This is a genomic window from Sphaerospermopsis aphanizomenoides BCCUSP55, assembly GCF_001586785.1.
In the GTDB taxonomy this organism is placed as follows: Bacteria; Cyanobacteriota; Cyanobacteriia; order Cyanobacteriales; family Nostocaceae; genus Sphaerospermopsis_A; species Sphaerospermopsis_A aphanizomenoides_A.
Genome location: NZ_LUFH02000023.1, coordinates 20,022 through 45,393, shown reverse-complemented (window position 1 = coordinate 45,393; position 25,372 = coordinate 20,022). Strand labels below are relative to the sequence as shown.

General features: G+C 39.0%; 18 protein-coding genes. 4 read left to right on the top strand and 14 right to left on the bottom strand.

The genetic code is table 11. From position 1 onward, the window contains the following. Nucleotides 1-107: 107 nt before the first annotated feature. The 3 genes from glmS to A0J48_RS08205 all read right to left on the bottom strand — a co-directional run bounded on the left by glmS (nucleotide 108) and on the right by A0J48_RS08205 (nucleotide 6,130). Nucleotides 108-1,985, bottom strand: coding sequence for a glutamine--fructose-6-phosphate transaminase (isomerizing) (gene glmS, locus A0J48_RS08215; RefSeq protein WP_200322039.1), 1,878 nt, complete (start codon nucleotides 1,983-1,985; stop codon nucleotides 108-110). Nucleotides 1,986-2,383: 398 nt separating this feature from the next. Continuing rightward, complete coding sequence (gene psaC / locus A0J48_RS08210; RefSeq protein WP_012411495.1) at nucleotides 2,384-2,629, bottom strand: photosystem I iron-sulfur center protein PsaC; 246 nt, start codon at nucleotides 2,627-2,629, stop codon at nucleotides 2,384-2,386. A 615-nt stretch (nucleotides 2,630-3,244) separates the two neighbouring features. Further along, nucleotides 3,245-6,130: a tetratricopeptide repeat protein gene (locus tag A0J48_RS08205; RefSeq protein WP_200322037.1), complete on the bottom strand. Its 2,886-nt coding sequence runs from the start codon at nucleotides 6,128-6,130 to the stop codon at nucleotides 3,245-3,247. A 195-nt stretch (nucleotides 6,131-6,325) separates the two neighbouring features. Here A0J48_RS08205 and A0J48_RS08200 point away from each other — a divergent pair, with 195 nt between their 5' ends. Then, on the top strand, nucleotides 6,326-6,694 hold the full coding sequence (locus tag A0J48_RS08200; protein WP_200322034.1) for a DUF6464 family protein: 369 nt from the start codon (nucleotides 6,326-6,328) through the stop codon (nucleotides 6,692-6,694). Nucleotides 6,695-6,786: 92 nt separating this feature from the next. Here A0J48_RS08200 and fmt read toward each other — a convergent pair whose 3' ends face one another. Then, on the bottom strand, nucleotides 6,787-7,788 hold the full coding sequence (gene fmt, locus A0J48_RS08195) for a methionyl-tRNA formyltransferase (protein ID WP_200322032.1): 1,002 nt from the start codon (nucleotides 7,786-7,788) through the stop codon (nucleotides 6,787-6,789). A 1,429-nt stretch (nucleotides 7,789-9,217) separates the two neighbouring features. On the opposite strand from fmt, the gene A0J48_RS08190 reads away from it, so the two are divergent. Beyond that, on the top strand, nucleotides 9,218-10,510 hold the full coding sequence (locus tag A0J48_RS08190) for a hypothetical protein (protein ID WP_200322029.1): 1,293 nt from the start codon (nucleotides 9,218-9,220) through the stop codon (nucleotides 10,508-10,510). Between the two features lie 1,018 nt (nucleotides 10,511-11,528). Here the strand turns inward: A0J48_RS08190 and A0J48_RS08185 are convergent. From A0J48_RS08185 to A0J48_RS08140, 10 genes are all read right to left on the bottom strand, one after another. Next, nucleotides 11,529-12,161: an exopolysaccharide biosynthesis protein gene (locus A0J48_RS08185; RefSeq protein ID WP_200322027.1), complete on the bottom strand. Its 633-nt coding sequence runs from the start codon at nucleotides 12,159-12,161 to the stop codon at nucleotides 11,529-11,531. A 38-nt stretch (nucleotides 12,162-12,199) separates the two neighbouring features. Next, nucleotides 12,200-13,075 (bottom strand): lipid kinase, encoded by an 876-nt coding sequence (locus A0J48_RS08180; RefSeq protein WP_200322059.1) that lies wholly within the window; start codon nucleotides 13,073-13,075, stop codon nucleotides 12,200-12,202. Nucleotides 13,076-13,488: 413 nt separating this feature from the next. Continuing rightward, complete coding sequence (locus A0J48_RS08175) at nucleotides 13,489-14,331, bottom strand: nitrate ABC transporter ATP-binding protein (protein ID WP_200322025.1); 843 nt, start codon at nucleotides 14,329-14,331, stop codon at nucleotides 13,489-13,491. Between the two features lie 170 nt (nucleotides 14,332-14,501). Next, nucleotides 14,502-16,508, bottom strand: coding sequence for an ABC transporter ATP-binding/substrate-binding protein (locus tag A0J48_RS08170; protein WP_200322023.1), 2,007 nt, complete (start codon nucleotides 16,506-16,508; stop codon nucleotides 14,502-14,504). Nucleotides 16,509-16,599: 91 nt separating this feature from the next. Beyond that, on the bottom strand, nucleotides 16,600-17,436 hold the full coding sequence (gene ntrB, locus A0J48_RS08165; RefSeq protein ID WP_200322021.1) for a nitrate ABC transporter permease: 837 nt from the start codon (nucleotides 17,434-17,436) through the stop codon (nucleotides 16,600-16,602). 54 nt (nucleotides 17,437-17,490) lie between these two features. Next, nucleotides 17,491-18,873: a CmpA/NrtA family ABC transporter substrate-binding protein gene (locus A0J48_RS08160; RefSeq protein ID WP_200322018.1), complete on the bottom strand. Its 1,383-nt coding sequence runs from the start codon at nucleotides 18,871-18,873 to the stop codon at nucleotides 17,491-17,493. A gap of 837 nt (nucleotides 18,874-19,710) precedes the next feature. Continuing rightward, entirely contained in the window at nucleotides 19,711-20,451 is a 741-nt protein-coding gene (locus A0J48_RS08155) for an amino acid ABC transporter ATP-binding protein (protein WP_234300790.1), read from the bottom strand. Between the two features lie 53 nt (nucleotides 20,452-20,504). Continuing rightward, nucleotides 20,505-21,527 (bottom strand): amino acid ABC transporter permease, encoded by a 1,023-nt coding sequence (locus A0J48_RS08150; protein WP_200322016.1) that lies wholly within the window; start codon nucleotides 21,525-21,527, stop codon nucleotides 20,505-20,507. A gap of 20 nt (nucleotides 21,528-21,547) precedes the next feature. Further along, nucleotides 21,548-22,474 carry an amino acid ABC transporter permease gene (locus A0J48_RS08145; protein WP_200322014.1) on the bottom strand — a complete coding sequence of 309 codons (927 nt, stop codon included), beginning with the start codon at nucleotides 22,472-22,474 and terminating at the stop codon, nucleotides 21,548-21,550. Between the two features lie 146 nt (nucleotides 22,475-22,620). Further along, nucleotides 22,621-23,688: an amino acid ABC transporter substrate-binding protein gene (locus tag A0J48_RS08140; protein ID WP_200322012.1), complete on the bottom strand. Its 1,068-nt coding sequence runs from the start codon at nucleotides 23,686-23,688 to the stop codon at nucleotides 22,621-22,623. A 332-nt stretch (nucleotides 23,689-24,020) separates the two neighbouring features. On the opposite strand from A0J48_RS08140, the gene A0J48_RS08135 reads away from it, so the two are divergent. Both A0J48_RS08135 and A0J48_RS08130 read left to right on the top strand, forming a co-directional pair. Then, complete coding sequence (locus A0J48_RS08135) at nucleotides 24,021-24,578, top strand: hypothetical protein (RefSeq protein WP_200322010.1); 558 nt, start codon at nucleotides 24,021-24,023, stop codon at nucleotides 24,576-24,578. Nucleotides 24,579-24,657: 79 nt separating this feature from the next. After that, nucleotides 24,658-25,302 (top strand): DUF3318 domain-containing protein, encoded by a 645-nt coding sequence (locus tag A0J48_RS08130; protein WP_200322008.1) that lies wholly within the window; start codon nucleotides 24,658-24,660, stop codon nucleotides 25,300-25,302. Nucleotides 25,303-25,372 lie beyond the last annotated feature (70 nt).

Sequence of the window (25,372 nt, the reverse complement as noted above, 5' to 3'; positions counted from 1 at the left end):
CTATGGATGATTGGTAAATACACCCATAGAATAAAATGTACAGCTTTTCTAGTTATTTTTCAAACTTTTTCACACCTCCAAAATTAAATTTTAGTTTTATATTTCAACTACTCAACTGTTACCGACTTCGCCAAATTACGAGGCTGATCCACATCCAAACCCCTCCTAGCCGCAATATGATAAGCCAACAATTGCAACGGAATCACTGTCAAAATAGGTGACAAAATTTCCTCCACTTCAGCCACAGGAATTAAATCATTAAAAATTTCCGCTGCTTCCCCATCATTTACACAAGTCACACCTATTAACCGAGAATCTCTCGCTTTCGCTTCCTGAGCATTAGAAATCACCTTTTCATACACACTACCTGGCATAGCAATTGCCACGACGGGAACTTTCGCATCTAACAACGCAATTGGTCCATGTTTCATTTCTCCTGCTGGATATCCTTCGGCGTGAATATAGCTAATTTCTTTTAATTTCAAAGCTCCTTCTAAAGCAATGGGAAAATTAATTCCTCTGCCTACAAAAATGAAATCTTTTGTTTCTGCAAAGTCATGAACTAACTGCTCAATATATCTTTCTTGGGTTTCTAAAATCGCTTCAATTTCTGCGGGTAACTGCCGCAAACCTGCAATGATTTCTGTTAATCTTTCCGTCGTAATTATTTGGCGACGATAAGCTAAATCTAAAGCTAAACCGTAAAAAGCCATCAATTGGGCAATAAAGGTTTTTGTTGCCGCCACACCAATTTCAATCCCCCCATGAGTATTGATAATATTACTTACCATCTGCCCCAAAGTGCTTTCCGGGCGGTTGGTAATCCCTAAAAGTCGCGCTTGATACTTAGCCTCTTTCCCCTGTCTGCGTTCCTTCTCCATCGCTAAAGCTGCTAAAGTATCCGCAGTTTCCCCAGATTGGGTGACACCAATAGTTAAAGTATTGGCAGTCAGCGGTGAAGGTGCATAGCGAAATTCAGAAGCATACTGCACTTGAGTGGGAATTTCTGCCAGTTGTTCTAATAAATACTTACCCACTAAAGCCGCGTGCCAACTTGTACCGCAAGCCACAATTTGAATTTGTTCTAAATCTGCGTAAAATTCTTTTGGTAAATTCAGCGTTACAGGTATTTCAGAACTACCAGGAAAATAAGCTTCTAAACAAGCTCTAACCACCCCTGGCTGCTCATAGATTTCCTTGAGCATAAAATGTTTGAATCCCTGTTTTTCCACCATAATGGGATTCCAGTTCAAAGTCCGGGGATGCTTTTTCAAGCGGTGTCCGGCAAAGTTATAAACCTCAACCCCCAGCGGAGTTAAACGGGCAATTTCTCCGTTTTCTAGGGGCAATACAGCGCGGGTATAGGGGACAATTGCCGGAGTATCGGAAGCACAGAAAAACTCGCCTTGACCAAAACCAATTACTAAAGGCGCTTGTTGACGCACTACAATCAATTCGTCTGGGTAATCTGCACTAATAGCTGCGATCGCAAAAGCCCCTTCTAGTTTACTCACCGCTTCCCGCACTGCCTCTAAAAACACAGATGGGGAATCAGGACTTTCAGAACTATGCTTTAAACACTCAGCTATTAAATGGGGAATCACTTCCGTATCGGTTTCGGAACGAAATTCATGTCCTAACCCTTTTAAATGCTCTCGTAACTCGCGGTAATTTTCAATAATCCCATTCTGCACTACTGCAATCCGCAAAGCTGTATCTTGATGGGGATGGGCATTATATTCCTCTGGTTTACCATGAGTTGCCCAGCGAGTGTGACCAATGCCAATTTGAGCAGGAGTTTCGATTTGTTCTAGTTTAGAACGCAAATTCAGCAGTTTACCCTTAGCCCGCACACAATGAATGTCACCTTCCCAAATAGTGGCAATTCCTGCTGAGTCATAACCTCTGTATTCTAACTTTTCCAATCCCGCCAGTAAAATATCTGTCGCCGCTTGAGTGCCTATATAGCCAACTATTCCGCACATTTTTCACACCCCTCCGCTTATTAGGTTATCAGTTAACAGTTATTAGTTAAGAATTATTCAGTTGTATCTGGTTTCAGCACCCTACTACTTGCCGGACAACCGTTCACTATTCACTGTTCCTGGAAATTAATCAAGCACAGTTGTCAGGATAAAGGGGTGATTATAGCAAATAAAAAGGAGCAAGCTGCTCCCTACTAGGTCTGGTGATAAATTTTGGTTGACCAAGACTAAAACAACAAGTTTCTGCGGCAGAAATCGCTGCTGCCAAAGGTTAAAGACATTTGCTATGGAAATAATTCAAAATTGTTAAGTGCTGAGTGCTGAGAGAAGAATCAAGTTGTTTCTTCCGACCTCAGTCCCCAGCACTATTTTACTGAGTATTTTTAAATCTCAGTATTCTAATATGCTAGACCCATGCTGCGAGTTGTTTCAGCGCCCAGATAAACCCGGATGCTCAAGAAATCGGTGGGGCAAGCGGTTTCGCAACGTTTGCAGCCTACGCAGTCTTCTGTGCGGGGTGAAGAGGCAATTTGAGCAGCTTTACAGCCATCCCAAGGCACCATCTCCAGTACGTCAGTGGGGCAAGCGCGGACACATTGAGTGCAGCCGATGCAGGTATCGTAGATTTTTACGGTATGAGACATTGAAAAAACTGCTCCTTTCAGGTGTTCTTCTCTGCGAAGGAATCATAATCAAGGCATAGTTTACCGCAGTGCTGGATGGGCTGTAAGTAAAAGGCTACATAACTTCAAACAATTTAATAAGCTCTTTGAATACTTTTTCTGTCAAGATCGCCGTTATTCAGCTTTAATCAGCAACATAGGCATCAAGTGTTTACTCGATTGACTGTCTCCAAAGATGGCAGATTGTAAAGATGTGTAAATCTCAAGTCAATTTCTCAAGGTCATCTATAGTACCTATAAATTGGTCGCTAGGAAAATCTCAATTTCGGTCAATTTGTTAAGAAGTATTAACTGGTCAGCCACATTCTTAAATAATTTGGAACTGTCTAGCAATGGTTAGATTGTGATGAGAACTTGACAAAATGCTCGTATATTAACTGGGTAAGAGGGCAAAATTTGATATTTGGGTAACGCCAAGTTTGAGAAATAGGGATGAAATAGCGATCGCCTCTGGCGCTGCACTCCGCGCGATCGATCACCGATAAATTATTTATTTGATTTTTTAAATTCTTTTCACATCATTCTTGTTGATTTTGTGTAGTTTATACCCAACCAGGGAGCATTTACCAGTCTGCGTCAGTCTAAACTCTCTATAAAAGCTTGTAATTCATCTCTCAAATTCCGAATCTCTTCATTATCGGGAGCTATTACCAAAGAGCGATTAAATAAATTTAAAGCTTCTTGAAAACAATTGACGGCTTCTGGCTTTTGGGCTAACTCTAAAAGTAATTTACCTAAACTTTGTAACGTTAAGCCCAAATTGTCAAGAACTTCGTTATCATCAGGAGCAAATTTGAGGACAGATTTATAAATGTTGATTGCATCTTCGTAAGATTTTAATGCTTCCTGGTATTGGCTAAGTTGAGTTTGCAAATCACCCAAACTTTTTAAAACATTGCCCTTATTGTTGAGAGCATAATTATCATTTGGAGCAATATTCAGAGCAGAATTGTAAGCAGTTACCGCATCACTGTAAGATTGTAAGGCTTCATAGTGGTGTGTAAGTTTTTTTTGTAAATTTCCCAATCTAGCTAATGCACTACCCTTATTGGTAAAAGCGTTAATATAACTTGGAGCCAGGGTAAGAGCCTCCTGGCAAGCAATAATTGCATCATTGTAAGATTGTAATGCTTCCTCATTCTGGGCAAGCTTTGTTTGCAAATCACCTAATTTTTGCAATGCTACACCCTTATTATTAAGATATCTGTGATCTGTAGCTAGATTAAGGGAACAATTGTAAGCAATAATTGCATTTTTATAGGATTGCAATGCTTTTTCATCCCGAGCAAGTTGAGTTTGCAAATAACCCAAACCTTCTAAAGCTATTCCCTTGTTATTGAAAACGTCATTATCATCTGGAATTAAAGAAAGAATGAAGTTGTAAGCATCTATTGCATCATTGTAAGGTTGAAATGCTTCATTATAGTTCTTGCGTTGAGTTTGCAAATCCCCCAATTGTTGTAATGTTAACCCCTTACTACTGAGAACGTTCCTGAGAACTTTGTTATCATTTGGAGTCAGACTCAGGAGCGCGTTGCAAGCAGCAATTGAATCCGTGTAGCATTGTAATGCTTGGGGTTCAGATAGTCGAGTTTGCAAATTACCTAAACTTCGTAATACTACCCCCAAGTTGTAGAGGGTAGCGGTATCATCAGGAGTAATGCTCAGTTCTTGCTTATAAGCTGCAACAGCTTCTAAATATTCTTGTTTAGCTTCTTGATATCGAGATAATTGATTAAAACAATCTGCTTCACATTGTGAAACTCTACCCAAATCAAAATTACTCTCTATCACCAGTTCACTCCTGATTTCCAACAGTGAACGACATTGTTCATAAAGACTAGTTTTCAATGCTTCTTCAAATACCTCTACCCACTCATCAACACCTCGCAACCAATCTAAACGGTTAGCGTGATAAATTGCTTCTGCTACATTACCCTGTTGACGGTAATATTTTTCTAACACTTCATGGGCTTTTTTAGTATCTTCTTTTCCCCCTTCATAATCCAAACGACGCAGTAAGTCATGAATACGATACCAGTCTTGACCTAACTGCTGCACATCCCAAACAAAAGAAAATTCTGTCAGAATATCAAAAGCTGGTTTAGTTGTTTGAAAATGTAATTCCTCACCCAAAAACTGATAAATTTCAAAATTGAATGCTCGACAAGCACTCAAAGCATGAACAGCATAACCAATTTCTCTATCTGCATATTTCAGTAATCGGTTAATTAGTATTTCAGCTTTGTTTACTGTTTCTGGTATCTTGGGAAAATCAGCAGGGGTAAGAGTGATTTTTTGTTCTTTTGCTTGTAAAACCACATCCGCACACAAACCCAACAAAAACGGATGCACTTGATTTGCTGCTACACTAGCATAGACGATCACACTTTTTCTTAATTCCTCATTCGTAACTTCAGCACGTTCCAAATACACATCTGCATCATCTGGAGAAAGATGGTTAACTAATCGAATATCTAAATATTTCTGAGGAATTGGAAAATTTTCAGCTTGTTCCCAACGTGGTATTTCTCGTCCAGCTACTACTGCGACTATACCAGATTCTAGTGCCAATTCCGCTAAAAAATATCTGAGCCATTCATCCTTTTGAAAAAATAGCGGATCTGGTAAATTGCGCTGATAACCCCAAAATGCCTCATGAGTATCGAAAAACAGCACTATTCTTTCTGGTGCGTTTTGTTGAGTCATTGCAGCATTCAAATCTTGCGCTAAATATCGCGGAAGTTCATTAATTAATTCCGTGTCTACATCCATCTGGCAAATTTCTTGCAAATCTTCTGCTTTAATTCCTCGTTTCTGCAATTGCAAAATAAAATTTTCGCCTAAATGCTTGTTAAAAATTCCTAAAACTGCCTTAACAATAGTTCCCCAAGATGTATCGCTGACAGCATTAACAATTTCTATTAATAAATCAAGTTCTTCTGCGGGAAATAGTTCTTTTAACTTCTCAGTGGTGAGGCGGTTTTTTTGCTTGAGATACCAAACACAAGCGAAGTCATACAACGGAAACTGCAAACGGGATTTTAATTTTGTTGCTGCACTAGAAAGCTTTCGTCGCAACATCAATAACCCATAAAATGGATCTTGAGGTTGTTCGTCCCCAGTCCCTTTTAAACCAAAATCTTGTAAAACAGCGGGAATTGGCGTAAATTCCCAAACATCCGCTAAATCTTCAATATATTCTGCCACTTCCTGATCACTTTTAGGCTGTAGTTCCCGCCAACTCTCCAACCGCAGGCGTTTACAACACTTCTGAGCTAAAAACTTCAGCAGTAGAGATTTACCATTACCACCATCACCATGAAAAAATAAAATTTTGTTTGTTGCTGGATCATCATTCAAATAGCCAACAAAGATACGAGTTATATCATAGCGGTCTGTAAATAACTGTAGCGCCCGATTGCCATCAGTGAGCGATCGCTTTCTGTAATTAATACTCATGCCAGCAGAAATTAGGTTGATGTGTTACTGTTCTCAATCAAAACCAAACAGACAAATTCCGCAATTAATCTCTTCTCAAGATGTAATTTGCTCGCAAATATAGTAAACCAATAATTATAATCAAACCCCAGTCAGCAATAGTAGAAGATTGCGATACCATCATTAATAATGTAAATCACATAACATAAACTAATTATGGAGCCAGACTCTTTACCAACTGAGGTGATTTTGACAAACCCGCGTCAGTCCCTCGGTAGATTACAACTTGATTGGACACCCCAACCAGGAAATTATCTGGATTTTGAAGGTAAAACCTATGCAGTATTAGAGCGTCGTCACAGATATCAGCTAAAAGCAGGACGCTACCGCCTACATAATATCGCTATTTACGTACAAAAAGCTAAACGACCATCAGAAAAAAGTTTAGTACAGGGACGCTGGGTGATAGGTGATGCTACTTGTGACTACAATGCTCATTCAGAAATCATTCGCTGTGCAGTCAACCCAGAAGGACCCTGTGAATCATGCCGTTTTTATGAGAATAAGGGAACAGGTGATAGGTGACAGCGAAGAGGCAGGGGGCAGGGGGCAGGGAGCAGGGGAGGAAAAGATGTTTAGCAATTACCAATTACCCATTACCCATTACCCATTACCCATTACCCATTACCCATTACCTCACCCGCAGTCAAACGAGTACCATTTACAAAATCCCATCCTGATTGAGGACGTTTACCACTTAGCTGCACTTCTTTTAATAGCAGCAAACCTTCACCAGTTTGCACAATTGCTCCCAGTCCTTTAACAATACTGACCACTTCCCCAGGTTGACCTGACATAGTTGACAAATCAGGTATTTTATGCAATTTTTCTTGTAGTTCCGTTGGTAACTGAGCTATATAAGCAGAGCTTAGGGGAACAGTAGCAGTTATTTTCAGTGATTGATTGCGAAAGGTCGTAATACAATCAGGATAAAAGCCTCTAATTTGATTGTGTAATTGAATAGCAGGTTTTGACCAATCTAAATTGTAATCTTGCTTTTGAATCAAAGAAGCATAAGTAGCTGCCTCATTATCTTGAGGAATAGCTTGAATCTCTTGTTTTTCCAGCTTCAACAGAGTTTCTATTAGTAAGTCTGCACCAATAGTTGCTAATCTCTCGGCTAAAATGTGGGCATTATCTAGCAAATCAATTGGTGTTGTGGCTTTTAGCAGCATATCTCCTGTATCCATCCCCGCATCCATTAACATGGTCGTGATTCCGGTTTCTTGCTCACCGTTATATAAACACCATTGAATGGGAGCAGCACCCCTATATTGCGGTAAAATCGAACCATGTACGTTAATACAGCCCAATTTCGGCATATTTAAAATCTTTTTGGATAATATTTGCCCATAAGCAACTACAACAAATACATCTGCTGCTAGTTGTTGCAGTTGGGTTAAGGTTTCGGCATCTTTTTTGATTCTTTCAGGTTGCCAAACTGGTAGATTGTGAACAGTAGCAAGTGCTTTCACAGGAGAAGGTGTTAGTTTATTACCCCGCTCTCGGCGTTTATCCGGTTGGGTAACTACTCCTAAAACTTCAATTTGTGGATGTTTTAGCAATTTTTCTAGGGTGGGAACAGCAAATTCGGGTGTGCCAAAAAATACTATTTTCATTAGTTATTAGTTATTAGTCATTAATCAATATTATTAGGTGCGTCACGAATTACTGACAACTGACTGCCCATAACTGACTAAATCCCGATCTCAAGGAAAAAGACAAAGCACAATTTTGCTCTGAGGACATTAAATTTTAGCTATCGAGTGGTAAAGTATTCATGATCGGTGTAACAAAAACTCCCTTGATAAACTACACTACAGTGCTTTGGCAAAAAAGTTGGTCAGCTAATCTCAATGATTATCGCTGCTCTTGACAAATGTAAGTATTGTGTTGTATTTCATGGTTGGACAATTAAAAATCTACTTATTTGATAATTTACCAAGTTTAGTTTTGCTGGAGTTGGGGCATCGCAATTATTATATAGTATAAATATACTTAATTTTATTTGCGAACAAACTGGCAATTGACAAATTTGGATAGATGAGGATGAGTTATTTAGTTAGTTATCCACTGAATACAAGAGATTTTTCAAGGAATCAATCGCCTTTAGACAAACAGGCTTTAGTTTTATCAGGGTTGATGTTGTTTTGACACTCACCGACCTAAAGGTACGGTGATTCTTGGTTCAACGAGTCCACTTATACTAGACTCCTTGCGGTATCTAGCCCAGAGGTGGTTCTCTCCCCAAGCGTTAACTTTCCCCCAGCGGGCGAGGTAGTTGCATCAGTGCAAATTTTGTTTGAGTTAAATTCTGTGTTGCCTAATACCTGTCTTTTACCTACTTCCAGGTGATACTAGAACTACGAAGTAGAACCCCATACATTTAGTTGTCAAGGTACAGATTGCCTTTAGGCAGTTAGGTTATTATACAGGTTGATTACCGTTCCTGTTGGTATGATTATACCACAAGTTACTGAGGCGTAAACGCCTCAACAGGCTTACCCTTCGGGAAGCAAGGTACATCCCTTGCCTAAAGGACGGTTAAGTTTTGGAGCTTGGCGGAAAAACTTAACCGTTCGGCTGACGCTCACGGCGAAGCCTCAAGGGTTTTCAGCCTTATTTCTTATAACAGGTTATTAATAGGTAAAGCTGTATGCAGTGGGTTGGCTTGAGTTAACCCAATTTAAACCAATCTAACTAATAATTAGGGGCTAACTCTAGCGACCTAAAAACTAGCTTATATCCTTTATAAATTGAGCCATATTTGGCTTTGGCTAAGTATGGTAAAGCCTAGCTTTTAGTCACGTAAAAACACTGTATACGTAATACAATTGTTTTTTGTGGCATAATTTCATGCAAAATTATAGTTTTTAAAGATTGTAAAGGTGTGAATGATGATACTAAAACTTTTGTAAAGTGATGCAAAATTTAAAGAAATGATCTCGTTAGAGCTTCTAGTTTGTTGTTATACATAATAATAGCTTTTCGCCTGCCTGAATAGACATTGCTTCTCACCATAGCAACCGCCCCTTAGAGAGTCCACTCATGCTGAAATCCCTTTTGCTGTCAGGATGGTTTCGCGTACAACCATTTCTCAAGTACGCAGTTGTTATTATACTTATTGCTCCATTCGTTGGGGTATCGGTTCACTCCACCTTAGCGAAACAATCACAGGTAGCAAAAAGTAGTACGGGGCTTGGAAAACTGGATTCAACATCCACAACAACTACTGTTGCTAAAGAACCTAGTTTAGATAGAGGTGAAGTTAATTCTTTGCCAAGCAAATTTGGGATTGGACTAGCAAACACATCTATAAATCAAGAAAAGCAACTATTATCAGCAGATCAAGTTAATTCTGAGGTAGGACAAAAAAATTATCAATCTGGGGATGATGCAAATGTTACTGATATTTCGCAGCTAGTTAAACTGCCTAATCTATCAAACATACCTGTCAGTCAAACTAATTTAGTCCAAAAATTAAAAGATGCCAAAAATCAGGCTTTAGAAGATCGGGTTAACTCTGTAGGCACTGCAAGTCAGGGTAATGATTCATTATTGACATCCACTGTGAGAGAATCACTACCTCCCTTGATGAAAGAAGTTCCTATAGATGGGCCACCAAGGGATTCCGAAGGATTGCCAGATGATCCTATGGGTAGCCCTCATCCGATTCCTTGGAAGTGGATCATGATGACTCAGGAAGCTATTGGTGGTCAAGGGGGTTCTGGAGTGCGTTACTATCGCAGCATACCAGTGGTTTCGCCTGATGGTAGATATGCTGTTTATAGCCGAGTACAACTAGAAGTCAACCCGGAAATGCACAATAGCCGAGTTAGTAGCTTGTTGTTTATAGAAGATCGGCAAACCAAAAGTTTACGGGTAATTGCGAAGACAGCTAACGTTGCAGATCCTTTATTAAAACAGACTCTTGCGGAGACAAACAATGATACGGAAGGGAAAATAGGAGTTCTAGTTCCCATTAGTTGGTCTCAAAAAGGCGATCGCTTTTTAGCCCGCAAATTTATGGGTATCTTCAATACAGCGGATGTTACAGACCAAGCTGTGATTTGGGATCGCCAAGAGAATCACGCTACCACGGTAACTCCTGTTTCAGCAGAAGATGAGCATGAGAAAATAGCTATGTTGTTAGGTTGGAGTAAAAAACAACCAGATCATGCACTGTTCCGTGCTGGTGAACTAGGTGAGGAAAATTGGCCTCTCGTACAAGTTAGTAGTGATGGGAAAACTGTAAATGTCACCACAGACGGAGATAAACCTGTAACTTATGGTGTCACAGATACGCAAGTTTGGGCAGAACCCCAAGTTGCTTCAAGATAGTTATTGTTTAAATGTTCGTTCCTCATCGCCTCCCTTACGGGTAGGCGAGAGGCTTCTTGCTGTTTGAGCTAACACCTGAATTCTGGCTTCAAAAAAGCGATCGCTCTTTCATCAAATTGTCCTGATTCAGATGACACCCAGGAGGAAGTATATATACCTTAATTGATTAACTGCCCTCAGGTGGAACTGGGGGTTTAATTCAAATATTACTCTCGTGCTTTTCACCTTTAATCGACATAAATGTGTAGTCGAAGCACCTTTAACTAATAAAATTTGGTCTACCCTTGTCTGGTTATGCAACCGTATTTAAAGAGTAAAACAATACTAACACGAAATTTCACAAGATGTAAACAATGATTCCTTTTCTAAGACCGGGCTGAGAAATTGTACCTAATTCATAAATGAGAATATTTCGTCCTTTGTTTTTATCCTTGAAAAAACTATCTAATTATTAATAATTTTCCGGATTTTATCAGGATTAAGACGGATAAGAAAAATAGTAGATGCACCTTAATTAGATTCTAACCCTCGGCTTTTAGCTGAGGGTTTTATTTTAGCAATCTTTAAATTGCTTATTTGTGCATTTTTGTCATTAAAAAAGTTCTTGAGAATAGAGAACTTTTCCGGTTTCACTCAGGATTCTGACGAATCACAAGATGGAAAGTTTAGCTTTTCTGTTGATTAACCACAGCTATTTTTGGCTGGGTACTCTATCATAGCAAGTCTCAGAGCGCGATGGTATATAGTTTTGTAACAATTTTAATTTTTTTTATGCTATCAAACTACAGCAGCTTTCAGCTATCAGCGGTCAGCGGTCAGCTTTCAAATGCTGATCAGGCAAGACTTTTGGATGGAGTTTTGTACCTCATTTACTGCAAAGCTGCTGTATTTTTTTGGATTTTGAATAACTCAACCAAAATCCCAAATCTAAAATCTAAAATCCCAAATCTAAAATCTAAAATCTAAAATCTAAAATCTAAAATCTAAAATCTAAAATCTAAAATCTAAAATCTAAAATCTAAAATCTAAAATCTAAAATACCACTAGCTAGTAAATTTGAGGGTAGTAACCTTGGCGCTAACCAAAGTGCATAACCAATAAACCCAAACAAAAAAGTAATCAAGGCTGTAATCACGTAACTAATACATATCAACAAGCCATCAGATTCAATAGTTGCAACTGCCAAAAGTAAAATACCGATGGTGGGTATAGGATTGGTAAAAGGAATTGGCGAAATTAGTAATATTGTCAACCAAGAAATACAAAACCCATTGATTTTCCAAGTCAAAGGATGAGAAGCTATTTTCGTCAAGCGAGGACGGGTAATCTTCTCCAATACTTTAGTCACTCGACGCAGATTTTGCAAGATGATTTGAGCAAAGGGGCGGGGAAATTTGTAGTTAGCGATTTTTTTAGGAAGCCAAGGCGATCGCCTGCCCAAAAGCATCTGTACTGACAACAGCAAGCAAGCAGCGCCAAAAGGGCCTGTTAACCCTGGAGGCATAGGGAACAGAAATGGTAAAACTAATAATGCAATTACTAGGCTAAAACTCCGTTCCGAAGTTTGCCTCAAAATATCACCTAGAGTTAGTGGCTGTTCAGTTAAACATTGCAATAAAGACTTAATATCTTGAGAAAATCTCAAATTCATTTTCGTGCGACTTCAGAGGAATTGGCACATTACATTAATTATAGTGGAGGAACTAAAACACTAATAGCCTTGGGCATTACCCGAAACACAGCCGGAGTATAAGTAGTGATTTCTCCATCCGTATTAATAGCATGAGGTTTACGGGTATAAATCTCAATTTCCTTTCCTTGGATAGCGCGAACACTCCGCCAATGAATGTGTCTACCTTGACGTATGGCAGGTAACAAAGGTATTATTTGCCACCAATGGTCAATTTCTAAACTATACAGATCCAATCTTTGGTCATCTATTGACGCATCATGAAACACAGTCATGCCACCACCATAATACCGCCCGTTACCCACAGCAATTTGTACAGTTTTAACGCGAATAGATTGGCCATTTGTGCGAATCTCTGCACTAAAGGGACGAGATTCCCAAATTACTTGCAATGCTATTGCTGCATAAGCAAATACTCCCCAACGGCGTTTTACTTCTTTAGTTAATCTCTGGGTAATTTTCACACTCAAACCCAGACTAGCAACATTAAAAAAATACTTACCATTGACCCAACCTAAATCAATCCGTCGCAACTGTCCAGCCGCAATAATTTGACACGCTTCTGGTAAAGAATTAGGAATACCCAAAGTTCTCGCTAAATCATTAGCAGTTCCCAAGGGTAAAATTCCTAAAGGTAATTGAGTATCAACCATAGCATCGACAGCGGCATTAAGAGTCCCATCACCACCACCAACAATTACCAAATCAAGTTCTGTTTGGTATTTGCGAATCACATCAGGTAAATGTTTGGGATTTTGTGTGGACTCTTGAATCAGATGAAAACCGAGAGTTTCCAGACAATGAATAGCCTCTGATAAATTTTCTTGTCCTTTACGAGAATGACGATTTACTAACAGCAGTGCGCGGGGACTAATGGGTAAGACCCTTTGTAGTTGAGATATAGAATTTTTCACGTCTTTTTACCTTGCGTGAATTTACAGCAGCAGTTAGCAGTAAAACCCTATTGCTGCATGGCGAAAGTTAATAAATTTCCGACTTACTTTATCGGCGACAACCAGTCCTAATAAAGTAACAGATTTAAATTTGAAAATTCAGATAAAATCTAAATTTCTTAATTTTTAATTGGTATTATTTCGGGTTTATGCACAATAAATAAACCCCAAGTTTCCTAATAAATTGGGGTTAATTGTGCTTAATTGATTATATTAGTAGTTAGGAAATAGCCGCATCCATCTGTTGGCGTAAACTTTTAAGCAAAGTGAATCTTAGCTGGAATCGTTTCTTCTGGTCTATTATTAAACCTTGGGAAACGTCGGCCTATTTTTGGCTAACCGACATCATCGTGGGCAAAGCGGTTAAACAGGAAGTCTAGGGCGTAGTTACGGAGTTGGTAATATTGAGGATCTTCCATGATACGGGCGCGATCGCGGGGACGAGAAAAAGGAATTTCCATCACTTCCCCAATTTTGGCATGGGGTCCATTGGTCATCATCACCAATTTATCTGCTAAAAACAGCGCCTCATCAATATCATGGGTAATCATCAATACTGTGCAGCGGTTATCATTCCAGATTTTCAGTAACTCTTCCTGCAATTCTTCCTTGGTGATAGCATCCAAAGCGCCGAAAGGTTCATCTAAAATCAATACCTTGGGACGAATAGCTAAAGCACGGGCAATAGAAACACGCTGTCTCATCCCCCCAGACATTTGCATGGGTTTCTTTTCCATTGCATCAGCTAAACCCACCATTGCCAAATGTTCCCGCACAATAGAACGTTTTTCTGCTTCTGGTTTAGTGGGGTAAACAGCATTTACAGCCAAATAAATATTTTCAAAAGCTGTTCTCCAAGGTAATAAGGCATAGTTTTGGAATACAACCATGCGATCTGGACCTGGTTTAGTAATAGGTTGTCCTTCTAATAACACCTGTCCAGAAGTGGGGAAATTAAAACCAGAAACCATATTTAACAGAGTTGACTTACCACAACCTGAGTGGCCGATGACACAAATAAATTCACCCTGTGCAACTTCTAAATTAACACCATCAAGAACTGTAAAAGGTCCCTTTTTGGTGGGGTAGGTTTTACAAACATCTTGAATTTGTAAAAAAGGTTGGCTGCTGTGAATTTGGGTAGATGATTTGGTAGAAGTTAGGGTACGGCTTTGCATAGTTTGGTAATTAGTAATTGGTAATTGGTAATTATCTCTTTCCTAGTCTGAGACAGGGAATGCTATTAAGAGGCTCTGCCTCTATCATTTATCATTGTGTAAGGCAGAGCCTTACTTTATTCATTCCCATACAGAGTATGGGAACGAAAAAGAGTAGGAAGAAAGGAATATTAAGCTGCTACTTTTCTGGGAGTATCTAGAACAACTTCTGCGACAGAAAAATCGCGTTTGATATCTAAACTGGTGAGATAGGCAAAAGGATCATCAGCATTGAAGGGTTTACCATCAAATAATTGAATTGGTTGACGAGTGTAGCTAATATCTAAACCTAGTTCTCTAGCTGCGGTACTAAATACACCAACTCGACAAACTCTTTCCACAATTTCTACCCAGTTACGAGGGAAAGGAGTTTCACCCCATCTTGCTAACTGTGTCATGATCCAAATTTGCTCAGTTCTGCTAGGACGATTAATAGCAGATTCACCATAAAATTGATGGTGGGCATACTCGCGCATGGGATGATCTATATCGCAAGTATTCACACCATCAGGATCTTCAATTTGGATAAAATCAATGTCGGTGCTGACATATTCCCGACCAGCTAAAATTTGTCTAACTTCTTGAGCATTGTTGGGATCAGCGCAATATTGACAAGCTTCTAATAAAGCCTTGGTTAAAGCAATATGAGTATTTGGGTAAGCATTAGCCCAATCTTCTCTTACACCTAAAACTTTACCAGGATGTCCTAACCAAACTTCTAAATCTGTAGCAATTGTAAAACCTGAACCTTCAATAGCTGCGCGATAATTCCAAGGTTCACCAACGCAGTAACCATCTATTGTTCCACCTTTCAAATCTACCACCATTTGAGCAGGGGGAATATTTTTCATTTCCACATCAAAATCAGGATCAATTCCTCCTGCTGCTAACCAATAACGCAAGAGTAAATTGTGCATTGAGGCTGGATGTACTACCCCCATTCTGTGTTGTTGTTCACGGGTTTGTAGGAGGTATTTTTTGAAGTCTGAAAGACTGTGTACACCTTGTTCATAAAATCTTTTCGCTAGGGTAATGGCGTTACCGTTGCGAGTCATAGTTAAGGAGGTGACAACTGGTAAAGGTTGGTTTTTGTTGCCTCCTAAAGATAACCAAATTGGCATTCCTGATGGCATTTGGGCAGCATCTAAATATCCACCACTGATACCATCAACAACACCACGCCAATTGCTTTCTCTAACTAAAGAAACTTCATCTAAACCATGTTTAGTGAAAAAGCCTTTTTCTTTAGCTATTGCCAGAGGCGCACAGGCAGTAAGAGGTAAGAAACCGATTTCTAAATTTACTTTTTCTAAACCATGACGGGCAATAGCTGGTGTTTTTCTTGCCCGTAATTTTTTGATGCGTTTTTGTTGGTTGAGGAAATAAATCATTTCACTCCGCAAACTGTAGTAACTGGGATGTTCTACAACTTCCATGCGTTTACGGGGTCTGGGAATATCTACTTCTAAAATGTCACCAATTTTGGATTCTGGTCCATTAGTTAACATGACAATTCTGTCAGATAAAAGCACTGCCTCGTCTACGTCATGTGTCACCATGACCGCAGTTACTTCATTTTCTTCGCAGATTTGCATTAACTGTTCTTGCAAATTACCGCGAGTTAGTGCATCTAACGCCCCAAAAGGTTCATCTAATAATAATAGTTTAGGACGAATTGCCAAAGCACGAGCGATCGCTACTCGTTGTTTTTGTCCACCAGATAACATCCCTGGTTGTTTGTCAGCATGGGGACGTAAACCCACCATATCTATATGTCTGTCGATTATGGCTTTACGTTCGGCAGCTGGCATCCCATTTAAGACTGAATCTACAGCCAAGGCGATATTTTCTCTCACAGTTCGCCAAGGTAAGAGAGAATAGTTTTGAAATACTACCATTCTATCTGGCCCTGGTTTCTTAATTCTTTGACCTTCCAAAGTGACTAAACCTTCTGTAGGCAAATCTAACCCAGCAATCATATTTAAGAGAGTAGATTTACCACAACCAGAGTGACCGATAAGAGAAATAAATTCGCCCTTTTTGATTTCTAAGTTAATGCCTTTGAGGGCGATATATTGACCGCCACCGGTTAATTCAAAGACTTTATCAATTTGATCTACAGCAACAAATACAGACATAATTTTAGATTTTGAATTTTGAATTTTGTATTTTAAATTGGTAATTGGTGATTGGTAATAATTCTTTCCATTACCCACCAATACCCAGGCTCTATTTTTGTTCTGGTAAAATCCAGTTTTGTAGTGCAGCCATGAGTTTATCTAAGATTAGACCAACAACACCGATATAAACTAGAGCCAAAATAACTTCGCTCACGTTGTTATTTTGATAGGCATCCCAGATAAAAAAGCCAATGCCGACAATACCAGACATAACAATTTCTGCCGCAATAATCGCTAACCAAGCTAAACCGATGGCGATTCTCAGACCAGTGAAAATGTAGGGTAATGCGGAAGGAATGAGAATATTGAAAAAGTATTCTTTGCGGCTAAGTTGTAAAACTTTAGCAACGTTGTTATAGTCTTGGGGAATTTGAGTTACACCCACAGCAGTGTTAATTAAAATCGGCCAAATTGCAGTAATGAAAATTACGAATAATGCTGCTGGTTCGTTTTGTCTTAAAGCTGCTAGAGAAATAGGCACCCAAGCCAAAGGTGGTACAGTTCTTAATAACTGAAATAGAGGGTCTAAAGCTTTGGACATGGTTTTGTTGACACCGATTAAAACCCCCAAACCAATACCCACAACTGCCGCTAAGGTATAGCTAATAGCAACCCGTTGTAAACTAGCAAAAATTTGCCAAAATAGCCCTTTGTCAGTACCACCTTTATCATAGAATGGATACAAAATTAAAATCCAAGTGTCTTGAATAACCTGTATAGGCCCTGGTAAAGTCGCCCCTGGAGTCCAAGAGAATAATTGCCAAATCGTTAAGAATATCAGGAGGGCAATAGCTGGAGGAACAAGTTCAGGAAATTGCTTTTGTAAACTTGATAAAAAGCTATTATCAAACTTAGGAGTTGTTGAACGTTTTTGGGCTACTGTCATTGATGTTTCCTCAAATTTACTACTGTTTAATGATTAATGGTCAATTGCTAAGGACTAAACGCTAACTTTCTTGATAGTTAAACTCTTGAGATATTCTTCTGGTTTTTCAGGGTCAAATTTAACGCCATCAAAAAATTCTTCTACACCACGAGATGTACTGGTGGGAATATCCGCCGCAGGTAATCCTAGTTCTTTAGCAGCTTCTCTCCAAATATCTTCGCGGTTAACTTTTTTGATTAATTCTTTGGCTTTAGTACCACCATTAGCAATGTAATCTTTGGGTAAAAATCCCCACCGCACATTTTCTGTTATGAACCATAAATCATGACTTTGGTAAGGATAAGATACGCTGCCTTTTTCATCTTTCCAGTAGTAAGCAGCCATTGATTTATCATCAATTTTGCGCCCATCACCCATGTCATATTTACCTTGGTATGGGTTAGCTAAAACTTCTGGTGAAGATAAACCAAAATACTTTTTAGCTGCCAGAATTTGGGCTGCTTCTTTGCGGTTGTCAAAATTATCTAACCATTGCTGGGCTTCCATAATGCCTTTGAGTAAGGCTTTTGTGGCTTTGGGATGTTGATCAACCCAATCTCCTCTCATGGCAAAATATTCTTCAGGGTGATTTTTCCAAATTTCCGCTGTTAATGCGGCCATGAAGCCAATTTTGTCGTTAACAAGACGGAATGGCCAGGGATCTCCGGTACTGAAAGCGTCCATTGTGCCGGTTTTCATGTTGGCTACAGTTTGCGCTGCGGGTACTGTCAACAATTTGACATCTGCATCTGGATCAATTCCACTTGCTGCTAACCAATAACGAATCCATAAGTCTTGGTTAACGTGGGGAAATGTAAAGGCTGCGGTGAAGGGCGTGGAAGATTTAAGCTGTGCTAATAAAGGTTTAGCACCATCAAGTTTTACGCTAATACCTTTCCCTAGATGTTTGTTAGCGATCGCAATTCCATTACCATGTGTAATTAATTGACATAAAACATACATGGGAATGGGTTTATTACCTTTGGTAATTTTACCTTCGGTAATTAAGTGTGGCATAGGCATTTGCCATTGACCACCATCAATACCACCACCCGCAGAACCAATTTCGACGTTATCCCGTGCAGAACCCCAAGAAGCTTGTTTGGAAAGTTCTACTTCAGACATTCCGTATTTAGTAAAAAAGCCTTTTTCTAAAGCAATAATTAAAGGTGCAGATTCAACAATGGGAATATAACCAAGTTTGACTTTTGTTGTTTCTGGTTTTTGTTCTGGGCTAATATTAGCTACTGGTTGAACAGCAGATTGTGTAGAAGTGCTGCTAGTATTACCAGCCTCTGGAGGATTGCCTAGACAACCTTTCAAGAAAACAGCACCTGCTGAAATTCCAGCAGTAACGATAAATTTTCGGCGCGAAATTTGATTTAAAAAATCTGACATAACATATCTCCTTGATTGAAAAATCTATTTTTTAGTCATGAAAATTACAGCAAGAACACAAAAATTATTTGGATCTCTTGCTACTGCACCAAAATATATGTAGTCATGCGAAGTTGACATTTTCTGTCGGAAAATGGCTAACTTGGCTATGGGAACAAAGTTTAATTACTTTGAGTCTCTAGGTGAGAGGGGGACGCATCTCTGACCTAGTGAAATTTAGTTTACAGGTTTTTGAGTAAAAGTGGTTAACTTGGAAAGGTAAATCTTAAATAAATATTAGATTAGACATATAAGAAAAAATTTATTATGAGACCCTAATTTTGAGGAAAATTTCTAATATATATATTTTCTTTGATGATAATAATTATGTTTAGATTATGATTTCCGTAGGTATTGGTTTAGTTGATTACATTTAAAACTCATTAAATAGATGATTCTAATGATAACTATAGAAGGAATCTTCAATCTATAGATAAATCCTATAATGAAGATTATAAATAAATTATGAAATCGTCTATTGATGTCAGCTTAATTACTGAGAAGTCATCGAAGTAAAAAATCATCCCCAGTTCCCTTACTTCTTTGAGCGTATATAGCAGGTGACAGGTGACAGGTGACAGGTGACAGTGTGAAAAGTCTTTTGTTATCTGGGTTTTATCATCAATTGATGTCCTAAAACGGGCGATTGCTATATATAGCTAATAAGTAAAACATCAGAATTAATTATACATTTTGCAAAAAAATCTATCTCTAGGATGTTGTTTCTTTCCCGAAATGTGCAATTTATTTTGCACGACTAACTATCTCTGTTCTGTCACTCTCCAACCGTAAGTCCTACTAAAGTATTTGTGACAAGAACTTCCTTGTTCTTTCTTCCTTCGGTTGAGTAAAAAAGGTATCAGGAGTTGCTTCCTCAACTAAAGAACCACCATCCATCAGCATTACTCTATCTGCAACTTCCCGCGCAAATCCTACTTCATGAGTCACAACCACCATTGTCATTCCTTCACTAGCAAGATTTCTCATTACATCTAAAACCTCTCTGACCATTTCCGGGTCTAAAGCGGAAGTAGGTTCATCAAATAGCATAATTTTGGGTTGCATAGCTAATGCACGAGCTATAGCTACCCGTTGTTGTTGTCCACCAGATAACTGTCCTGGATATTTATTCGCTTGTGCTAAGATACCCACTCTTTCTAAAAGTTGCATTGCTAATTCTTCCGCTTTTGCTTTTGGTAATTTACGTACCCAAATAGGAGCTAAGGTTATGTTGTTTAAAACTGTTAAATGAGGAAATAAATTAAATTGCTGAAATACCATCCCTACTTCTTTACGAATGGTTTCAATATTTCGCAAATCACGACTGATAGTAATGCCATCAATTGTAATTTTTCCTTGTTGATATTCCTCTAAAGCGTTAAATGTGCGGATAAAAGTAGATTTTCCAGAACCGGAAGGCCCCATTAACACCACTACTTCTCCGCGATTAATTGTTAAACTCACTCCTTGAAGCGCGTGGAACTTGCCATACCACTTGTGAACATCTTCAGCTATAATAATTGGTTCTTTTAGTTGCATGAATTTAAACCTCAAAGTTAACAAAAGTTAATAAATATAAATGTTGATGTGTTTTAACTACTTAACTGCTTTTCTAACCTGCGAGAAGCTAAAGACATAGAGTAACAAAATAACCAATAAATTAAGCCAATAAATATATAAACTTCAGCATATCTACCCAAAAACCTTGGTTGTGCCAAAATAGAACGAGCAATACCTGTGAGTTCCACTAACCCCACTAAAGATAAAAGAGAAGTATCTTTAAACAAACCTATAAACTGTCCCACAATTGCAGGAATAACAGCACGTAAAGCTTGAGGTAAGACAATTAATATGATGAATAAAGGTGGATTAAATCCTAGTGCTTTTGCAGCTTCAATTTGTCCTCTGGGAATTGATTGTAGTCCCCCCCGCACATTTTCAGCCATGTAAGCCGCACTAAATAGCACCAGTCCCGCAATTCCTCTAATTAAGCGGTCTAAACGTAAATCAGGAGGTAAAAATAAAGGTAACATGACTTGAGCAATAAATAAAATTCCGATTAGTGGTAATCCTCTCACTATTTCAATATAGAGGACAGAAAACCAACGAATTAGGAACAAATTGCTTGTACGTCCTAATGCTAATAACACACCTAGGGGAAAAGAAAGCACAATGCTAACTATTGCCATTAAAAGTGTCAATAATAATCCATTCCATAAATTTGTGGATACAGATTGTAAACCAAACCCTCCGCCAATTAGCCATATATTAATCGTGAAAGCTAATAACCATATAGGTGCAAGCACAGGAGTGAGAGATTTATCAAATCTGCTTTTTATAAAATTTGTTTTTTTGTTAAATAAACTCCAAGTTATCACAGTTAAAAATGTATTAATTCCCAGTACAATCCAAATTCGCCAATATAAGTTCTGGGGAAACCTACCAACTAAAAATAAATGTAAATTAACTTGAATTACCTGCCATTGTGCTTGATTGAATGCCCAAAATAAGCATCCTTTAGCTACCCAAAATATAAATATTGAGCAGATTATAGTTAATAAACTATTGTACCAGTTATTAAAGAGATTTTTGTGTAACCAAGTCAATTTATTCATGGGCTATTTACTAGCGATAACTATCTTTCTTTAATCTGTACAGTGCGATTTAATAAATTCATCATCAAAGAAATTATTAAGCTAAATGTGAGATAAGTAAGCATGATTAACAACATCACTTCTACTGCTTTACCAGTTTGGTTAAAGGTGGTAGAAGCTACAAAATAAATATCAGGATAACCGATAGCGATCGCTAAACTAGAATTTTTGGTTAAATTTAAATATTGACTAGTAAGTGGAGGAATAATTACCCGCAAAGCTTGGGGAAAAATCACCAGACGCATCAACAATGTTGGTTTTAAACCCAGAGAGAACCCGGCTTCCCATTGTCCCCTAGCTACTGATTGAATCCCACCCCTCACAATTTCCGCAATAAAAGCACCTGTGTAAAATGTCAATCCCAGCAGCAAAGTTGAAAACTCTGGAGAAAAGGTAAAACCAGAAACTTCTATACCATTTTGACTCAGGGAAATTAACCCCCCAACCGAAACCTTATTTTCTGCTTTTGGAAAACTGAGAAAAACAGCAAAATACCAGAACAGCAATTGCAATAATAATGGTGTATTCCTAAAAATCTCTACATAAACTAAACTGATATTCCTCACTAACCAATTATCTGACAAACGCGCTATTCCCGCAGTTACACCCACAATAGTTGTCAGAAAAATTCCGAATATCGCCACTCGCAATGAGTTAATTAAACCTACCCATAATGCCAAAATATAGGTATCAGTTGGTTTATAATTAATAAGAGTTTCGCCGATATCGAAAGACGCTTGCTGTTGGAGAAAATCAAAACCAAATTTAATTCCTAATTGCTGTAAATTTCGATTGAGATTCATCCACACAATAGCAACTATGGCTATGGCTAAAATTACAGCTATAAATTGTGTTGCAATTTGCCAAAAGCGATAATCACGCCATATCGGTGGTTTGGAATTAGTCATTAGAAATAGGGAACAGGGAACAGGGAACAGGCAAGAGGCAAAAGGCAAGAGGTAAGAGGCAAAAGGCAAAAGGCTGAAAGCAGGAGTAAGAATTAAGTTTTTCCCTACACCCTACACCCTACACCCCACACCCTCTTCTTCCCTAATTACCGGAATGGGGGAGAATAGAGTAAACCGCCTTTTGTCGCAAGTTGATTTTGACCACGGGGGAGATTGAGTTGGGTTTTTGTACCCAAGTTGCGATCGTAAATTTCACCGTAGTTACCAACGTGCTTAACTATCCTAGCGGCGAAATCATTTGTTAGGCCAATTCCTTGACCCAAGTTTCCTTCTGTTCCCAAAAAACGCTTAATATCTGGGTCATTACTATTAGTAAATTGTCCTAAATTCTGAGAATTTATCCCCAACTCTTCCGCTTTTACCAGGGAATAAACGACCCATTTAATCACATTACTCCACTGCGGATCGCCTTGAGCAACTGCTGGTGCTAAAGGTTCTGAAGACAACAACTCATCTAGAATCACATTATCGTCCGGCTTGGGTAAAGTTGTACGTCGAGAAACCAAAGCCGAACGATCAGCTGTCACACCATCACAACGTCCTTCAGTGTATGTGGCAAAGGTAATATTCACGTCTTCAAACACAACAGGTTTGTAAGTAATACCTCGTTTCCGCATTTGGTCGGCTAAATTTTGTTCTGTAGTTGTTCCTGTTTGAATACAAATAGCTTTATTTTTCAAATCCCCTAGAGACTTGATGCCGCTATTTTTGCGAACCATAATAGCTTGACCATCGTAAAATACTACAGGTGCAAAATTTAAACCAAGTGAAGTATCACGACTCAGTGTCCAGGTAGTATTGCGACTAAGGATATCTATTTCCCCCGTTTGCAAAGCCGTAAATCGTTCTTTAGCATTCAAATTACGAAATTCTACTGCATCTGGATTATCAAACAAAGCTGCTGCCACAGCGCGACAAACATCTGCATCAATACCACTATATTTACCATCATTTCCGACAAAACTAAATCCTGGTAATTCACCACTTACACCACAAATTAATTTGCCCCGGTTTTTAACTGTATTAGCAATATTACGAGACACTTGAGATGTGGAAGTGCTGGTTGTATTGACCGTTGTTCCCGACTCACCACTACAAGCCCCAAGGGCAAAAATGAAAGGAGCGATCGCTAATCCTAAAACAGATTTATTCATAAACATAAAATACAAATTTATTTAACAAAATATATATCTAGCTGATGGTAATTGCAGAAAGTACAAAATCACACTGAAAACCTCTTCACTCTTGCCTTTTGCCTCTTGCCTTTTGCCTTGTCATTACGACAATTTGTAACGCCGATCTACTTACAGTCAACCATGAGTTTACCAAAACTTTGTTACTCACTCTCATTTTTTCAGATCAAGTTGTGGAATCTGTATAAATTCTACACTCTGCCAAAAAGTAGCTGCACCAATATAAATCAATGCCCATAGCAGGTTAAACTAGGTGTGGTGACAGCCGCTCCACCGTTCCTTATGAGGCTTTTATGGGAGCTAATCTGAAACAGATAGCCAATTACTTAGATAACCTTGGCTGGGAATATCGCTTTGATGAAGATGAAGACCGGATTATAACAGGTGTAGAAGCTGATCACCTAGAAGATTTTCTGATAGTCGTTCAGTTGGATGAAGGCGGAAAATTTTTCCGAGTCTTTGCACCTCAAGTTCTAGCAGGAGTGAAAGAGCATCCTCACAAAGCATCTATCCTCCAGACAATGCTGGCCATTTCTTGGGAAACCAAAATGCTCCAATGGGAGTATGATCCCTCCGATGGAGAAATTCGTGCCATTATTGAATTTCCTTTAGAAGACTCAATTCTCACCGAAAGACAATTTCACCGTTGTCTGAGTGGATTAATTCAGGTTGTTGACAGCATAGCCTTACCCCGTCTCAAACAGGTAATGGCTACAGGTGAAGATCCAGGGAATATAGAACTGGGTGAAAGACTATTACTCAGTATCCAGGAAGAAGCCCCAGGACTACTGGATTTACTAGAAAAAGCAATGGAAGCCAGGAAAAAGCGGGGAAGTTTTCCTAACGAGTGAGGCGGATTATCACTGTCATAGCTATACTCCAAAGTGATACCCTCACTAATATACTGAAATTTTTTAGGGCTGGATTTTTATGACATCCTATACAACCTCCTCAGCCAAAGCGGAAATGAGTGAACTCCGGCGGTTGAAAAGCTTACTACCGCCAGAATTGCAGAGTTGGGTAACAGTTGAAGGCTCAACAGAAGTAAGTCCACCCTTGATCCGTTGCGAAGAAATTGGTAAAGACCAAGTAGAAATTCAAATAGACTTAATCAAATGGGATGCTCTAGCAATGGATCAGCGTAACCTGCTGTTCTGGCATGAAGTTGCTCGCATCCAAAATGACACAATTCCCAAAGATGGTTGGGAAATGGCAGCACTAGCAATTGGTTTAGGTGGTGCTGTGGGTGAATTATGGGTGCAGGACGGATTGCTATTGGTATTAGCATTAGCCCTGTGTGGCGTTTCTGGTTGGCGACTATATCAAAAAAATAATGGGGAAAAACAACTTAAAGAATTAGTTGATGCTGACGAAAAAGCGATCGCCTTAGCTACTCGTTTTGGTTACAGTCTCCCCAACGCCTACAAAAGTTTAGGTAGTGCCTTAAAAACCTTAATTGACACCACCCCCGGTAAGCGCCAGCGTTCCCGCTACGAAGCCAGACTTTCCGCCCTGAAACGCAGCGCCAACAAAGCCAAAGCCAAATCTAGACCCACAGACGAAGACAGACTGTAGAAGAGATGGGGAGATGGGGAGATGGGGAGATGCGGGAACGCTCCAGATGGGGAGAAATAATTACCTCCTG

Excerpts from the sequence above, each read along its gene's own strand:
- A0J48_RS08190 (WP_200322029.1), top strand. The coding sequence starts at position 9,218 with ATGCTGAAATCCCTTTTGCTGTCAGGATGGTTTCGCGTACAACCATTT.
- A0J48_RS08145 (WP_200322014.1), bottom strand. The coding sequence starts at position 22,474 with ATGACTAATTCCAAACCACCGATATGGCGTGATTATCGCTTTTGGCAA.
- A0J48_RS08140 (WP_200322012.1), bottom strand. The coding sequence starts at position 23,688 with ATGAATAAATCTGTTTTAGGATTAGCGATCGCTCCTTTCATTTTTGCC.
- ntrB (WP_200322021.1), bottom strand. The coding sequence starts at position 17,436 with ATGACAGTAGCCCAAAAACGTTCAACAACTCCTAAGTTTGATAATAGC.
- fmt (WP_200322032.1), bottom strand. The coding sequence starts at position 7,788 with ATGAAAATAGTATTTTTTGGCACACCCGAATTTGCTGTTCCCACCCTA.
- A0J48_RS08200 (WP_200322034.1), top strand. The coding sequence starts at position 6,326 with ATGGAGCCAGACTCTTTACCAACTGAGGTGATTTTGACAAACCCGCGT.
- A0J48_RS08185 (WP_200322027.1), bottom strand. The coding sequence starts at position 12,161 with ATGAATTTGAGATTTTCTCAAGATATTAAGTCTTTATTGCAATGTTTA.
- A0J48_RS08170 (WP_200322023.1), bottom strand. The coding sequence starts at position 16,508 with ATGTCTGTATTTGTTGCTGTAGATCAAATTGATAAAGTCTTTGAATTA.
- A0J48_RS08205 (WP_200322037.1), bottom strand. The coding sequence starts at position 6,130 with ATGAGTATTAATTACAGAAAGCGATCGCTCACTGATGGCAATCGGGCG.
- A0J48_RS08155 (WP_234300790.1), bottom strand. The coding sequence starts at position 20,451 with ATGCAACTAAAAGAACCAATTATTATAGCTGAAGATGTTCACAAGTGG.
- glmS (WP_200322039.1), bottom strand. The coding sequence starts at position 1,985 with ATGTGCGGAATAGTTGGCTATATAGGCACTCAAGCGGCGACAGATATT.
- psaC (WP_012411495.1), bottom strand. The coding sequence starts at position 2,629 with ATGTCTCATACCGTAAAAATCTACGATACCTGCATCGGCTGCACTCAA.
- A0J48_RS08150 (WP_200322016.1), bottom strand. The coding sequence starts at position 21,527 with ATGAATAAATTGACTTGGTTACACAAAAATCTCTTTAATAACTGGTAC.
- A0J48_RS08130 (WP_200322008.1), top strand. The coding sequence starts at position 24,658 with ATGACATCCTATACAACCTCCTCAGCCAAAGCGGAAATGAGTGAACTC.
- A0J48_RS08160 (WP_200322018.1), bottom strand. The coding sequence starts at position 18,873 with ATGTCAGATTTTTTAAATCAAATTTCGCGCCGAAAATTTATCGTTACT.
- A0J48_RS08135 (WP_200322010.1), top strand. The coding sequence starts at position 24,021 with ATGGGAGCTAATCTGAAACAGATAGCCAATTACTTAGATAACCTTGGC.
- A0J48_RS08175 (WP_200322025.1), bottom strand. The coding sequence starts at position 14,331 with ATGCAAAGCCGTACCCTAACTTCTACCAAATCATCTACCCAAATTCAC.